We start from the raw sequence: 14,063 nt of genomic DNA, 5'->3' as shown, positions 1-14,063 counted from the left end.
AACCCTGCGGGCGCGTCTCGCGCCCGCCCCACGAGAAGAGAGCATCACCATGGCTGAGATCACCCTGCCCGCCACCGTCGGCGACTTCGTCGCTGCGACGAACGCCCACGATGCCGACGTGCTCTTCGCCGTCTTCGCCGCCGGCGCGACCGTCACGGACGACGGGACCACCTACGACACCGAACCCGCACTGCGCGAGTGGATCAAGGTACACCAGGTCGATCAGAGGATCGTCATCACCCCGATCTCGTGGCAGGGGACGCGCCTCGTTGCGTCGGTCGACGGTGAGTTCCCCGGCGGTCCCCTCAGGTTCGCCTTCACCTTCACCGAGCAGGACGGCACCCTCACCGGGCTGTCGATCGAGCCCGCATGATCGACCTGCCGCGCAGGCGTCGACGGATCCAGCCACCCCCAGTCGGAACAGGAGGCCCGCTCAGCGCTACTTCGCGCCGGTCGCGACGGCGACGATCTCCTGCATGTACGGAGCCACGACCTGCTGGGAGATCTTGCAGTCGAGCAGCAGCACGCCGTCGTCGTCGGAGCCGAGCCAGCCCGCCACGCCGTCGAGATCCTGGAGGGTCCTGACCGTCCGGCCCGTGGCGCCGAGGGCGGTGGCCAGGGCGGCGAAGTCCACCTCGTCGATCATCATGGGGCCGGAGTGGATACCGCGCACTGCGTACTGGTGGATCTCCGCGCCGTAGGCGGCGTCGTTGAACACGACGATCACCGCGCGCCGGGCGGTCCGGATGAACGAGTCGAGGTCGGCGAGGGCCATCAGGCCGCCGCCGTCACCCGTGCAGAGCACGAGGGTGGACGCAGGCAGGGCACGCGCGGCACCGACGGCGCTCGGGAAGCCGAGACCGATGGTCTGGTAGGCCGTCCCGACCATGATCAGCCGGTCGGGCGCCGGGACGCGCAGGTAGCCGGGCGCCCAGCCGATGAAGTGGCCGCCGTCCTGGACGATCGTGCGGTCCGCCGGCAGCATTCCGTCGAGCGCGCGGCACAGGCTGCGCGGATCGAGCCGCCCGTCGGCGGCGAGGGCGTCACCGTCCTCGCGGGCGTCGTGGGCCAGCAGGGCGCGGGCTGCGGCGACGTCGCTCCAGCGCGCAGCGGCGTGTCCCGCCGCAGGCGTCCCGATCAGCACGTCCGTCAGCGCCTCCGCGATCGCGCGGGCATCGCCGCGCAGATGGTCCGTGACGACGGCCGAGGTGGGGGCGTCGGCGACGTCCACCTGGATCACGCGGGCGGAGCCGCCGAACGCGTGCCCGAAGCGGGTGGTGAACTGGTTGAGCCGTGCACCGAGGACGAGCACGACATCGGCCTCGGCGATCAGCTGCGCCGAGGGTTCCGAGGCCCATCCGCCGGCGATTCCCAGTGCCGCCGGATGGTCGCCGAAGAAGCCGGCGCCGAGGCCGGACGTGGCCATGAGGGCCCCGAGGTGCTCGGCGAGCTTCGTCGCTGCGCCCTGCGCCCCACTGATCCAGGCTCCGCGGCCGGCGAGGACGAGCGGCCGCTCCGCTGCGGCCAGGACCGCAGCCACACGTTCGAGGTCACCCTCGGCGGGCAACCGCGGCACCTCCGGCCCGACGGGGACGGGCTGGTCCTCGTCCGCGGCCTCGACGCCGGCGAGGTCGTAGGGGATGGCCAGCACCACGGGCGTCCGGTGGCGCAGCGCGTGCCCGACCGCCGCCGTCGTCTCCGTCAGCACGTGGTCCGCGGACACCGTGAAGGTCGTGGCACCGAGCCCCGCCGCGATCCGCACCTGGTCGACGTCCCAGGGACGCCGGCCGCTGGTGGGGGCATCACCGACCACCAGCACGAGGGGGATGTCCGCCTGCACCGCTTCGGCCAAGGGTGTCAGCGCATTCGTGAAGCCGGCGCCGTAGGTGGTGGTGGCGATGGCCAACCGGCCGGCGGCGCGGAAATACGCGTCCGCGGCGGCGACCGCGCCCGCTTCGTGCCGGACGGCGGTGTAGTGGAAGGCGCCGGGTGCCGCCATGACGGCGTCGAGGAAGTGGGCGTTGCCATTGCCCATGACACCGAAGACCTCGGAGGCAGCGGGCTGGAGGGCGGACACGATGCGGGCGGAGACGGTGGCCATCGGACATCTCTCAAGACGAACGTCCGGGCGGTGGCGAGGTGCACACGGTCACCCGGGACGTTGGTGGGTGGGATCCGTATGTGCCTCGGGCCGACAGCCCTTATTGCCTCTTTTTCAGGCACGACGCGCGGTGGGCGTCCGACGTCGCCACTATAGCCGACCCCGTGCACCCGTCGGTCGCCCCCTGTCCGGACCCGTGCGCCTTTTGGTCGTAGTGTTCACGGACCGCGGTGCGTCTCCGGTGGATAATGCGCAGCACTCCTCAGTACTGTTTGACCATGGCCACCTCCCTCAGAAACAGCCGCGCCGCCGCGCTTCCCGCCAAGCTCTCCCGATCGTGGCTGCTGGCGTCCGCTGCTTCCGAGGACAACTTCATCCCGGCGCTGACGTCGGAGGCGGACTCCGTGGTGTTCGACATGGAGGACGCCGTCCCCACCGCGGGCAAGGCCGAGGCACGCGATCGCGTGGTCGAGGCCCTGTCCACCGGGATGACCGCCTGGGTGAGGGTCAACGGCATCGAGACCGACTACTGGGCGGACGACCTCGCGGCCCTGTCCAGGGCACCGGGCCTCCGCGGCGTCATGCTGGCCATGACGGAGAAGCCCGAGCAGGTCACGCACACGGCCATGCGGCTGCAGGCGGGGACCCCGGTCCTGGCCCTGGTCGAATCCGCGCTCGGCATCGAGAACGCGACGGCGATCGCGAGTGCCCCCGGCACCTTCCGCCTCGCGTTCGGCGTCGGCGACTTCCGCCGCGACACCGGGGCGTCCGACGACCCGATGGCGCTGGCCTACGCACGGTCCAAGCTCGTGGTGGCGTCCCGCGTGGGGCGGCTGCCCGGTCCGATCGACGGGCCGACCGTCGGTGCCCTCGGCGACGACCTGCTGGAGGCATGCAAGGTGACCGCTTCCATGGGGATGACCGGCAAGCTCTGCCTCCTGACGGATGCGACCGACACCATCAACCGGGGCCTGTCCCCGAGCGAGTCCGAGATCAGCTGGGCCTCCGAGCTGCTGCGTGAGCACGCGGCCGGAGCGGTGGTGGGCGATGGCTCCTACCTGCCGCGGCTGGCACGCGCCCAGAAGATCTCCTCGCTGGCGGACTCCTACGGCCTGTGGAACGCCTGACCGTCAGCGTGCGAGTGCGTGTTCTTCCGACCCGCTGATCCGCGAGGTGCCGCCACAGTTGGTGCACACCTGCAGCCGCGTCCGCTTCAGCGTGAGGAGCGGCACGAAGAACACCGACAGCCTGGTCTTCCGCTGGACCACCTGCTGCGGGGCGAACTGCCCGCAGTAACGGCAGGACGCCGATCGGGTGAACCGTAGCTGCTCGCGCGTGGTGAGGCCGAAGAGGAAGAACATCCCTCCACCGTAGCGAGTCCTTCCGGCCGGTGAGCATCCACCGGGGGGATGAACAGTCCGCGTCCCGTCACCTCGGGGCTCCGCGGTCCCAGCCCGAGATCGTATCTCCCCGTGGGCACCTCGCCGATGACCACATCGTCGATCGGTTCGACCTCCGCGGTCATCGTGCCACCGAAGTACAGCTGCGAGACGGCGATCCCGGATCCCACGAGGCTGTGCTGCCGGAAGGTCATGCTCCTACCGGTGAACGCGGTCCGGAAGCCGAAGACGTTCTCGATCGCCTCCATGGCCTCGTCGCGTTCGGAGGTCTCGACGTCGACCCGGAGCACACCCACCCTCCAACAGTGCCCCTGTCCCCGTGCCTCCGTCCGCCTCCCGCGCCGATCGTGCATCCGGCCGGGCCGGGACGGGTGAGGGCGGAGCTGCTCACTGTCGGGGTGTCAGGGGCGGCGGAAGCGGTTGACCATGGGGCAGTCGAAGGGGTCGCGGGCGGCGAGGCCTACCCGGTTGAGGTAGGAGACGACGGCGCCGTAGGAGGCCGCGACGCCTACTTCGGTGTAGGGGACGCGGAGGCGTTCGCAGTGTTCGCGGACGATCACGGCCGCTCGGCGCAGGTGCGGGCGTGGCATGTCCGGGAAGAGGTGGTGTTCGATCTGGAAGTTGAGGCCGCCGTAGGCGTTGTTCACGAAGGACCCGCCGCGGATGTTGCGGGAGGTCAGGACCTGCTTCTGGAAGAAGTCGAGCGTGCTGTCCTTGGGGACCACGGGCATGCCTTTGTGGTTCGGGGCGAAGCTCGCTCCCATGTAGACGCCGAAGACGGCCAGTTGAACGCCGAGGAACGCGAAGGCCATGCCGACGGGCAGGAACCAGAAGAGGATGCCGAGGTACGCCCCGAAGCGGGCGCCGAGGAGTGCAAGTTCGACCCAGCGGCCCTTGATGGTGCGGCGGGCGAAGAGGGTGCTGATGGAGCGGGCGTGGAGGTTGATGCCCTCCATGGTGAGCAGCGGGAAGAAGAGGTAGCCCTGCCGGCGGGTGATCCACGCCTGGAGGCCTGTGGCCTTGGCGGCGTCCTCCTCGAGGAACGAGATGGTGTCGACCTCGATGTCGGGGTCCTTGCCCTTGGTGTTGGGGTCGTTGTGGTGGCGGGTGTGCTTGTCCATCCACCAGGCGTAGCTGATACCGACGACGCCGGCGGCGAGGATGCGGCCCGACCAGTCGTTGGCGCCGCGGGTCCTGAAGATCTGGCGGTGGGATGCCTCGTGGGCGAGGAAGGCCATCTGCGTCAGGACGACGCCGAGCACCGCGGCGATGAGCAGCTGGAACCAGGTGTCACCCAGGAGCGCGAACCCCGTCCACGCCGCGCCCATGGCCAGGGCCAGGAGGGCGAACACCGCGACGTAGAAGCGGCGTCGGCGGTTCAGCAGGCCTTCCTTCCGTACCTGCTTGAGCAGGACCGAGTAGGAGGCGACGACATCGTTCGGCTTCGAGATACGGACGGTGCGCGGTGCGGCGACAATGCTCAATGGGATTCCCTGGGGCCGGTGGAAGGCTTCCCAGCCCGGGGTGGGGTGCTAACCCGCAGATTCACTCACTGTATGTCAGGAGCCTGAGGAGTGGCTGAGCGTATGTCACGGGCAGGTCACGGTGTTGCTTTCTCGGCGTCGTAGTGCCCGGGCCAGTCCTGCACCGGGATGCGCGTGATCTCCCGGACCGTCCCGGCCGTGCCCCACTCGTCCTTCCCGAGACGGGAGAGGGGCTTCAACGCCTGGACCGAGGGCAGGTCGCCGTCGAGTATGTGCTCCGACACGACCGCGTGCAGCACCTCACCGAAGACGAGCGTGCAGTCACCCATGTCCTGGATCAGGTGCAGCCGGCACTCGAGGGCCACCGGGGATTCGAGGACGCGGGGTGGGCCCACGGTCGCACTCGGCTCACGGGTGAGCCCCGCCGCATCGAATTCGCTGACATCCGGGGGGAAGTTCGTCCCGGTCGCGTTGACGGCCTCGAAGAGACCCTCCGGTGTGAAGGCGACCACGAAGTCGCCGGTCGCCTCGATGTTGCGGACCGAGTCCTTGCGGCCCACGGAGGTGAACTGCACGATCGGCGGGTTGACCGAGGCGATGGTGAAGAACGAGTGGGGTGCGAGGTTGTCCACCCCGTCCGCAGAGGTCGAGGAGATCCACGCGATGGGCCTCGGCACCACGACGGAGGTCAGGAATCTGTAGAAGGCACGGCTGGAGTCCGGGTCGGGGATCACGTCTTTGCGCATGCCGGAAGCCTAGCCCGGCGTGCCGGGTACCCCGGGCGGATCGACCGGTCGCCGCCTGGTCAGGTGTTCGGGGTCGGTGTGCGCGCCGCTGGTGCAGCCCCCGGAGCTCTCAGGGTGTCGTGCTCCCGGACGGGGCGTGGGTCCCCTCGGCGTCGGCCGCCACCGTTCCGTCCGCACCGGCGGCTGTACCCTCCCGGTAGGACGCGGAGATCCGGCGGTACACGGGTGTGAGGAAGGCGAGGAGCGCCGCGAGGATGATGACGATCCCGGCCACGAGGAACACCAGGGCGATCCCGCGGGACGTCCCGTTGCCCAGGAGGGGGGCGAGCTGCGCCGCACCACCGTCCGAGCGGGCGTAGGGGATGATCCAGAACTGCGCGAGCGGGGCGATGAGGAACGCGGTGACCGGAGCTGCTGCGGATTCGAACGCCATGGCGAACCCGAAGACCCGGCCCTGCCGTTCGAGGGGCACCACCCGCTGGATGACCGTCTGCTCGGCCGCCTCGATGAACGGCACCAGCACGAGGTAGAGCCAGATCCCGAGGACATACAGCCAGGCCCATTCACGGATGGTGAACAGGGCGCCGATGACGCCCATGAGGACGACGGCGACGAGCATGGTGCGCAGGGGGTTCCGCCCCAGTCCGAACTTCGCGATCAGGGCTCCGCCCACGATGAACCCGGAGGCTCCGACGGCGAAGAACGTGCCCCAGAGCTCCACGGAGAACAGCTCGAGCCCGTACGGATCCATCAGCGCCATGTAGACGCCCCCGACGAAGTTGTTGAACGTGGAGAACAGGATCAGGGCGAAGAGGCCCGTGATGGCGAGGACCGCCGCGTAGGATCCGCGGAGGTCGAAGGCGCCGTGGGCGTCGGTGGCGGCGGCACGCACCTCCTCCGGCATGCGCAGGGTGAGCAGGTGCGCGAAGGCCAGGGCGGTGAGTGCGAGTGCGACGACGATGGTCCAACCCATGCCGAGCAATCCCACGGACAGTCCGGACAGCACCGAGGTGATGATGAACATCAGGCCCTGGACCATGCCGACGAGCCCGTTCGCGTTGGCCCTCCGGTCCGGCTCGATGAGGATGGTCACCGTTGTCGACAGCGCGATGTTGCGCATGTTCTCGACGACGGCGCCGATCAGCACGATCAGGGTGAAGACCCAGAACCACGGCCGTGCCAGGTCGAGGAGGATCGGTTCGGGCGTGACCAGGAACATGGCCCCGGCGAGGGCGAACATCCCGAGCGTGAAGGCGCCGGCGAAGCGCATCACGGACACTTTGCGGTAGCGGTCCACGAAGGTGCCGAAGCTGATGCTCGAGAGCGCCACCAGGAGCATGTAGGCCCCGCCGATCACCCCGGTGGCGATCACGTTGCGTGTCTCCAGATAGGCCCAGAAGGTCAAGGCGAACCAGAGGTAGCTCGTGGTGATGTTGGCGATGCCGGTGTTGACCAGGATGCCGGTGAAGGTCCGTGAGCGTTCGGCCGGGGACCGCACGAAGAGGTCGACTCCTCCGGGTGCGTCTGTGCCGGCCCCCGGAGGAGCCGGGGGCTGCTCGGTCATGGCGCCCAGTGTACGTCCGGCGTGACGGGCCCAGAAGGGGCCGGCCCTGCACGCGACGGAGCATGCGGTCGGTCGTTGTCCGCATCCCGCCGAGGATCCTCCGGCTAGACTGGCCGCACTATGGATCTCATGCGCAGGCTCCGCACCCCGATCATCTGGCTCGTCATCGCAGCCCTGGTGCTGAGCATCGGCGCGGGCCTCTTCTCCGTCGTCTTCTGACCGCAGCCCTCCCGTAGCAACTCCCACGGTCGAGGTCCACCCGCCCCCACCACGCCGGCCGGGTTGTCCGCCGCCACCCTGTGGCCCTAATGTGATAAGCAGGCTTAGCTTCCGGCGGCCAGTCCATCCCGCGCCCGCTGCGCGGGACACGCATTCTGTACAGGGAGAACACACATGACCTCCGACAGCACGACAGGATCGACCGACCAGTACACCTTCCAGAACCCCGTCACGCGGTTCGAGAGCATCTCGCCGCCCGCGGAGCACACGGCTGAGCCGGGCCTCGAGTCGGACCTCGAGATCAAGGCCGACCGCGGGGAGACCTCCTACCGCGGCACCGGACGACTCGTGGGCCGCAAGGCGCTCATCACCGGCTCCGACTCCGGTATCGGTGCGGCCGTCGCCATCGCCTACGCGCGCGAGGGGGCCGACGTCGCCCTGTCCTACCTGCCCGAGGAGGAGGAGGACGCCCAGGTGGTCAAGGGCATCATCGAGGCCGAGGGCCGCACCGCCGTCTGCATCCCCGGCGACCTGAAGGACCCCGCATACTGCACCTCGCTGGTGCAGCAGGCCGTCGACGGACTGGGTGGCCTCGACATCCTCGTGAATAACGCGGGCAAGCAGGTAGCCGTGGAGTCCCTCGAGGAGCTGAGCGACGAGCAGCTCGACCACACGTACAAGACGAACATCTACTCGTTCTTCCGCGTCACACGGGAAGCGCTCAAGCACCTGAAGCCCGGATCGGCGATCATCAACTCGACCTCCATCCAGGCCTACGAGCCCTCACCGACACTCGTGGACTACGCGAGCACGAAGGCCGCGATCAACAACTTCACGAAGGGGCTCGCGCAGCAGCTGGCGCCGAAGGGCATCCGCGTCAACGCCGTCGCCCCGGGTCCCATCTGGACACCGCTGCAGCCCTCGGGCGGCCAGCCCGCGGAGGCGTTGCCCGAGTTCGGGAAGTCGACCCCGCTGGGCCGCGCGGGCCAGCCGACCGAACTGGCTCCGGCCTACGTGTTCCTGGCTTCCTCCGAGGCGAGCTACGTCCTCGGTGAGACCCTGAACGTCAACGGTGGGATGCCCTCGCCCTGAGTTCCGCGGCGCCGCACGGAACAGCCCCGGACTCCAGAGGGTCCGGGGCTGTTCCGTGCTCTGCCGGAGGCCGGTGGCGGTTGCCCGCGTCCTCGACGCTCCTACGCCGCGTCCTCCAGTGCATCGAAGTCGGCGCGGTCGATCTTCCGGTGGTAGCGCATCCCTGCAAGGCCGCCGAGGATCGCACCCACCAGTGCGATGGCCGCGACGACGAGCAGGCCGATCAGGCCCGGACCCGTCAGGTCCTGCGCAGAGGGGACGCCGAGTCCCTGGAAGCGCTCGGTCACGTTGGCCTGGTTGCCGATGATGAAGCCGACCACGGCGAGGACGATCGCGATGATGACGGCCCACAGCCAGACGGCGAGGCCCTGCTTGACGCCGCTGAAGCGGGCCATCCGCCCCGCCACGTATCCTCCGGCGTAGTAGGAGACCAGGAGGATGACGCCGAGCACCACGGCGGCCGTGATGCCCGTGCTCTGGGCTTCGGTGGACCCGCTCGCGAGATCCGACGTCGAGAGGTTCGCGCCGTAGCCGAACGCGCCGGCGATCGCCCCCACGAGGGCGGAGAGCAGCACGAACATGCCCGTCGCCGTGAGCCACCCGAAGAAGGCGGAGCCGAACTTCATGCCGCCGAAGTGCTCCTTCTCGCGCTGGTGGACCAGTTTGCGGTCCTCGAGGCTCGGCAGCCCGGACCCGGACCCCGCAACGGCGCCGGCGGTGGCGGTGCGCGGGAAGTGGCGGTCCTTCCCGCGGTCCTCGTCGTGCGCCTTGGACGCGGTGACGGGTGCCACCTGCGGATGGACCTGCGTCGGCGGCTGGGCGTCCCGCGAGGACGCCGGTTCCCGCGATGCCGCGACCGGCGTCGGGCGGGTGTGCTCGCGGGTGGACGTGTCCTTCGACGACCGGTCCTCCGGGGACGGGTCGGAGTACATGCCCGGCACGTAGTCGCCGCTCGTGTCCTCCTCGGCGGAGTAGCCACCGGGCACGTAGTCGCCGGTGCCGCCGTCGTTGCCGGAGCGGGTGGCTCCGCTCGCCCGGTCGCTGCCGGTCCCGCTACGTGATCCAGCGCCGGCCCCACTGCCGGTGTCGGTCCGCCCGGCGCTGCTCGCCCCCGCACCGGACCTGCCGGTGTCCATCAGCTCGGTGGGGGACTCGACGTGCCGGGGGCCGTCGTCGTCCGCGGCCCGGCGCTCGCCGTCGGTGTTCCCTGTTCCTGGTGTACTCACTGGTCCTCCTGATCTCAGGGCCCTCGGGCTCGCTAAGTTGGCTTAGTATCCGTCACAGTATTCCACGCGACGCCGCGCAGGAGCCGTTCCGCGGCGTCGCGTCGCGCAGCCGGATGCGAGACTTGAACCATGGATCTCCAGGTGTTCATGACGGTCGTGTGCGGCGCGCTCATCGCGGTGGGTGTCGCGGGAGTGGTGGTGCCGGTCCTGCCGGGCAGCGTCCTCATCATCGTCTCGCTGCTGGCCTGGGCGCTGACGGTGGCGAGTACCGAGGGCTGGGTGGTCTTCGCGATCGGCACCGTCCTGGCCGGAGCCGGTCTCGCAGCCGGGATCGTGCTCACCGGCAGGACCCTCAAGCAGCGGAAGATCCCGGGCAGGTCCGTGACCATCGGCGTCCTGCTGGGCATCGTGGGCATGTTCGTCATCCCCGTCGTGGGCCTGTTCGTCGGCTTCGCCGTCGGACTCTTCGCCAGCGAGTACGCGCGGCAGCGTGACTCCCGCGCCGCCCTGACCTCGAGCCTGCACGCCCTGAAGGCCACGGGCCTCGGCATCCTCGCCGAACTGGCCCTCGCCTGCCTGGCCGGCACCACGTGGGTCATCGGGGTCTGGGTCTACTTCGCCACCGCCTGAGACCGGTCCGCACCCGGCCGCTCCGCGGTGCATCCGTGCCGCACCGGCCCTCGGCTCGCCGGCGCGGCCCTGACCGCGGCGCTCGCGGTCAGGACTTCCCCGAGATGGCCAGCGCGGCGACGATCAGCGCCAGGTGGCTGAGCCCCTGCGGCACGTTGCCCATGAAGGACAGGTCATCGGGATCGATCATCTCGGCCATGATCCCGACGTCGTTGGCGAGCGGGAGGAGCTCCTCCATCAGATCCACCGCTTCGTCGCGCCGGCCGACGGCGACGAGCGCCGACACCATCCAGTACGCGCAGGCGACGAACGTGGCCTCCTCGTCCTGCATGCCGCTGTACCGGTAGAGGAGGGGGCCCGCCCCGAGCTCGGCGCGCAGGGCGTCGATGGTGGAGGACATGCGCGACCCCGTGTCGAAGCCGCTCATGGCGTGCAGGAGGATCGAGGCATCGAGGTCGGTGGAACCCGGGTACCAGACGTAGCTCTGCCGCTCCTCCGACCAGCCGTGCTCCTGCACCCAGTCCCGGATGCGGTCCCGCTCGGCCTCCCACCGCTCCACCGGTCCCTGCAACTGCCCGTGCTCGACGAGGAGGACCGCGCAGCGCAGGGCGTTCCAGCATCCGAGCTTCGAGGTGACGTAGTGCCGTTCCTCGGGCAGCTCCCACATCCCTGCGTCCCGGCGCTGCCAGATGTCGCAGGTCAGATCCGCGAGGTCCGCGAGCTGCCGCATGGTCGCGGGGTCGAGCACGTGACCCGCCTGCACGTACTGCCAGACGATGTCGAAGACGTCGCCGAAGACACCCAGCTGCAACTGGCCCGCGGCGGGGTTGCCGTCCACGACCGGTCCGATGTGCCGCCAGCCGGTGAGGTCCGGGCGTTCCGTCCCCTCCGGGACCTCGCCGTTCAGGCGCGTGAACACCTCGAGGTCGGATCCCTGGGAGCGGAGGTTCTTGAGCATCCAGGACACCGCGGCGTGGACCTCCTCCCGGAGTCCCGCGCGCGTGAGCGCATGGAGCGTGTAGGCCGTGTCCCGCACCCAGGCGTAGCGGTAGTCCCAGTTCTTTCCGCCGGCGGCACTCTCCGGGAGCGAGGTGGTCGCCGCCGCGGCGATCGATCCGGACGGGCTGTGCAGCAGCAGCTTCAGCGTGAGGGCGCTGCGCAGCACCGCGTGGCGGTAGCTGCCGTCGTACGCGAAGCTGTCGGACCACGCCTGCCAGTTGCGGATGGTGCGGTCCACGCCGTCGTCGATGGTCTGCGGGTCCGGGAGGGGCAACGGCTCACCGTGCGTGGACACGACGGCGACGAGGTGGCGCGATCCCACCGAGGTGGTGAAAGCGCCGTCGATCGACCGGGCGGAGGCAGTCTTCACGCCGTGGTCGATGCCGCGAATGCCCAGTGCGACGGCATCGACGCGGAGGATGGGGCCGCCGGGACCGCTGTCCACCCACGGCGAGGCCGTGCCGAAACAGGTCCCCGGCGCCACGGACCAGGCCATCTCCACGGAGCCGGTGAGGCCGTCGACGCGGCGGGCGAGTTCTCCCCAGGGGAGACGACCCGCCACGCCGGTGTTCAGCGAGTCCGTGACGCGGACGGTCCCGGTGTCCGTGGTGTACGTGGTCTCCAGGACATTCGACCCGTCGGCGTACCGGCGCTCCACCGAGAATCCGCCCGTGGGGGCCAGTGCCATGAAGCCCTCGTCGGCGTCGAGCAGGCGGGCGAAGGACGGCGTCGAATCGAGGTCCGGCGTGGGATACCAGTCGATGGAGCCGTCCAGCGCCACGAGGGCGACGGTGCGGCCGTCCCCGATGGCCGCGTAGGAGCGGATATCGGCGAAACCGTCCGCGTCACGGAATGCGATGGCCGTTCCTCCCTGCCGTTGTTCGTGCCTGCCGGCTGACGGGCTACTCTCCCTTGAAGCGCATCTTGTCGGCGCGCGGGGCCTGCCCGTTGGTGCGCTTGGCCAGGACGCGGGAGGCGATGACGGGCACCAGGGCCCACAGGATCTTCTTCAGCATGATGATGTCCTCTGCTCGGGAGCCGGCGGCGGTGATCGCCGGACTGTTTCATCAGTCTACGTACTGTTCCCCTGCGGCCCGTCCCTCGGTGACGAAGTCCCGCAGCGCGTGCAGCTGTGCCTGTCGTGCCACCGGGTTGAGGTACATCATGTGGCCGGCCTCGTGGTAGTGGTGCGTGAAGCGCGCACGGGCGGCGTCGTCGAGGTTCATGTGGGCCCAGACGTACTCGGCGGCGAAGTGCGGCGTCGCACCGTCGTGGTAGCCGTAGTCCACGTGCACGCGCAGCGCGGGATTGTGCACGAGCAGGCGCTCGAGAACACCCGAGACGTCCACCGGTGCGCCCTCGAACGTGCGGTAGCTCCACGGCTGCACCCGGGCGGTGAGGATCTCGTACGGGAGATCGTTCTCGTAGCCCAGTTCGGCGCGCACGTAGTGGTTCATGGCCGCCGAGTACGGCCCCGTGATCGCACGGATGCTCGGGTCCTCGAAGGAGTCGGACGCCTGGAGGTTGGCCGGACGGGCGGCGAACCGCCCGTCGATACGACCGACGGCGAGTCCTTCCGAGCGCAGGATCTCCGCCGCGAACTCGTGGTACGCCCAGCGGAAGTTCGAGCGGCGGATGAATCCGGCGTCGAGCGTCGTGATGGCCTGCAGCCGCGCCACCGTCTCCTCGTACTCCTCGGGCGTGAGCCGGCTGCCCTGCGTGAGGGCGAAACCGAAGTCCCGGGCCGCGTACTCCTCCGCCTCGCGGACGACGTCGGCGAGCTCACGGTCGCCGTGGCGGCCGTGGTAGTGCGCGATCGCGGCATACGTGGGCAGATGCAGGGCGTAGGGGAGGTCGCTGCCGGGGAAGAAGCGCAGGGTCGACATGTTCAGCACCGTCGAGATGAGGCCCAGGCCGTTGACGGCCATGCCGTACGCGTCGAAGAGCCGGCCGGCGACGGCGACGGCGCGCAACGTCCCGTAGGACTCCCCGACGAGGTACTTCGGCGACAGCCAGCGGTTGTTGCGCGTGGTCCAGAGACGGATCACCTCGGCCACCAGGTCGCGGTCCTGGATGAAGGCGTGGAACTCGTCGGCCTCCTCGCCCTCGACGACCCGCGAGAACCCGGTGTTCACCGGATCGATCATCACGAGGTCGCTGGATTCGAGCAGGCTGTCCGGGTTGTCGACGAGCCCGAAGGGGGCCGGCGTCATGGACCCGACGTCGCCGGAGTCCACCAGGCGCGGGCCGAGGAGGCCCAGGTGGAGCCAGACGGAGGCCGAGCCGGGCCCGCCGTTGAAGGCGAAGGTGACCGGGCGCCCGGGTTCGGCGTCCTGCTTGGTGTACGCGACGACGAAGATCTCGGCCTTCGGCTTGAAGCCGTCGGCCTTCCCGTCCTTCGTCTCCTCGCGCCGCAGCACCAGGCGGCCGGTGTTCGTGGTGTACCTCAGGCCGGACGGTGCCGTGTGCTCCCGGACGGCGAAGTCGTCCGAGACGTCCTTCGTGTCCGCGACGCCCGCGCCCTTCCGCGCATCGGTCGCCGTCGTTCCTGGTGTGTCCTGCGTCTCGTCAGCCATGGCAGAAGACTACCGGTAGTTCCCAG

Annotated in this window: 12 protein-coding genes; 4 read left to right on the top strand and 8 right to left on the bottom strand. The window is 69.7% G+C overall.

Features of this window, described 5'->3' with window-relative positions:
- Positions 1-49 precede the first annotated feature (49 nt).
- The gene (locus NVV32_RS15670; protein ID WP_422390774.1) at positions 50-373 is read left to right on the top strand and encodes a hypothetical protein; all 324 of its coding nucleotides are present in this window, start codon (positions 50-52) and stop codon (positions 371-373) included.
- A 66-nt stretch (positions 374-439) separates the two neighbouring features.
- Here NVV32_RS15670 and NVV32_RS15665 read toward each other — a convergent pair whose 3' ends face one another.
- Positions 440-2,101, bottom strand: coding sequence for a thiamine pyrophosphate-binding protein (locus tag NVV32_RS15665; RefSeq protein WP_422390773.1), 1,662 nt, complete (start codon positions 2,099-2,101; stop codon positions 440-442).
- A gap of 278 nt (positions 2,102-2,379) precedes the next feature.
- Between NVV32_RS15665 and NVV32_RS15660 the strand changes: the two genes are divergently transcribed.
- Positions 2,380-3,228 (top strand): HpcH/HpaI aldolase/citrate lyase family protein, encoded by an 849-nt coding sequence (locus NVV32_RS15660; protein ID WP_422390772.1) that lies wholly within the window; start codon positions 2,380-2,382, stop codon positions 3,226-3,228.
- Positions 3,229-3,231: 3 nt separating this feature from the next.
- Here the strand turns inward: NVV32_RS15660 and NVV32_RS15655 are convergent, their stop codons facing one another.
- The 4 genes from NVV32_RS15655 to NVV32_RS15640 form a co-directional block, all read right to left on the bottom strand.
- Positions 3,232-3,462, bottom strand: a complete 231-nt coding sequence (locus tag NVV32_RS15655) for a zinc-ribbon domain-containing protein (RefSeq protein ID WP_422390771.1) — start codon at positions 3,460-3,462, stop codon at positions 3,232-3,234.
- 440 nt (positions 3,463-3,902) lie between these two features.
- Positions 3,903-4,985, bottom strand: coding sequence for a fatty acid desaturase family protein (locus NVV32_RS15650; RefSeq protein WP_422390770.1), 1,083 nt, complete (start codon positions 4,983-4,985; stop codon positions 3,903-3,905).
- A 116-nt stretch (positions 4,986-5,101) separates the two neighbouring features.
- Positions 5,102-5,731, bottom strand: a complete 630-nt coding sequence (locus tag NVV32_RS15645) for a flavin reductase family protein (protein WP_422390769.1) — start codon at positions 5,729-5,731, stop codon at positions 5,102-5,104.
- Between the two features lie 109 nt (positions 5,732-5,840).
- Positions 5,841-7,295 (bottom strand): MFS transporter, encoded by a 1,455-nt coding sequence (locus NVV32_RS15640; protein ID WP_422390768.1) that lies wholly within the window; start codon positions 7,293-7,295, stop codon positions 5,841-5,843.
- A 393-nt stretch (positions 7,296-7,688) separates the two neighbouring features.
- Here NVV32_RS15640 and NVV32_RS15635 point away from each other — a divergent pair, with 393 nt between their 5' ends.
- Positions 7,689-8,606, top strand: a complete 918-nt coding sequence (locus NVV32_RS15635) for an SDR family oxidoreductase (protein ID WP_055766803.1) — start codon at positions 7,689-7,691, stop codon at positions 8,604-8,606.
- 101 nt (positions 8,607-8,707) lie between these two features.
- Here NVV32_RS15635 and NVV32_RS15630 read toward each other — a convergent pair whose 3' ends face one another.
- Positions 8,708-9,832, bottom strand: a complete 1,125-nt coding sequence (locus NVV32_RS15630; protein ID WP_082471200.1) for a YrzE family protein — start codon at positions 9,830-9,832, stop codon at positions 8,708-8,710.
- A gap of 129 nt (positions 9,833-9,961) precedes the next feature.
- Between NVV32_RS15630 and NVV32_RS15625 the strand changes: the two genes are divergently transcribed.
- Positions 9,962-10,462 carry a DUF456 domain-containing protein gene (locus NVV32_RS15625; RefSeq protein ID WP_055766806.1) on the top strand — a complete coding sequence of 167 codons (501 nt, stop codon included), beginning with the start codon at positions 9,962-9,964 and terminating at the stop codon, positions 10,460-10,462.
- Positions 10,463-10,550: 88 nt separating this feature from the next.
- On the opposite strand, the gene NVV32_RS15620 is transcribed toward NVV32_RS15625, so the two are convergent.
- Positions 10,551-12,242 (bottom strand): glycoside hydrolase family 15 protein, encoded by a 1,692-nt coding sequence (locus NVV32_RS15620; RefSeq protein ID WP_422390767.1) that lies wholly within the window; start codon positions 12,240-12,242, stop codon positions 10,551-10,553.
- Positions 12,243-12,528: 286 nt separating this feature from the next.
- Positions 12,529-14,037, bottom strand: coding sequence for a S10 family peptidase (locus NVV32_RS15615; RefSeq protein ID WP_422390766.1), 1,509 nt, complete (start codon positions 14,035-14,037; stop codon positions 12,529-12,531).
- Between the last annotated feature and the right edge of the window lie 26 nt (positions 14,038-14,063).

This window comes from Arthrobacter sp. N1 (assembly GCF_048288285.1).
Lineage (GTDB): Bacteria > Actinomycetota > Actinomycetes > Actinomycetales > Micrococcaceae > Arthrobacter_D.
This window is presented reverse-complemented; position numbering and strand designations above follow the sequence as displayed.

Bases quoted from the DNA above. Each gene is read 5' to 3' on its own strand.
- NVV32_RS15670 (WP_422390774.1), top strand. From the start codon at position 50: ATGGCTGAGATCACCCTGCCCGCCACCGTCGGCGACTTCGTCGCTGCG.
- NVV32_RS15665 (WP_422390773.1), bottom strand. From the start codon at position 2,101: ATGGCCACCGTCTCCGCCCGCATCGTGTCCGCCCTCCAGCCCGCTGCC.
- NVV32_RS15660 (WP_422390772.1), top strand. From the start codon at position 2,380: ATGGCCACCTCCCTCAGAAACAGCCGCGCCGCCGCGCTTCCCGCCAAG.
- NVV32_RS15655 (WP_422390771.1), bottom strand. From the start codon at position 3,462: ATGTTCTTCCTCTTCGGCCTCACCACGCGCGAGCAGCTACGGTTCACC.
- NVV32_RS15645 (WP_422390769.1), bottom strand. From the start codon at position 5,731: ATGCGCAAAGACGTGATCCCCGACCCGGACTCCAGCCGTGCCTTCTAC.
- NVV32_RS15640 (WP_422390768.1), bottom strand. From the start codon at position 7,295: ATGACCGAGCAGCCCCCGGCTCCTCCGGGGGCCGGCACAGACGCACCC.
- NVV32_RS15635 (WP_055766803.1), top strand. From the start codon at position 7,689: ATGACCTCCGACAGCACGACAGGATCGACCGACCAGTACACCTTCCAG.
- NVV32_RS15625 (WP_055766806.1), top strand. From the start codon at position 9,962: ATGGATCTCCAGGTGTTCATGACGGTCGTGTGCGGCGCGCTCATCGCG.
- NVV32_RS15615 (WP_422390766.1), bottom strand. From the start codon at position 14,037: ATGGCTGACGAGACGCAGGACACACCAGGAACGACGGCGACCGATGCG.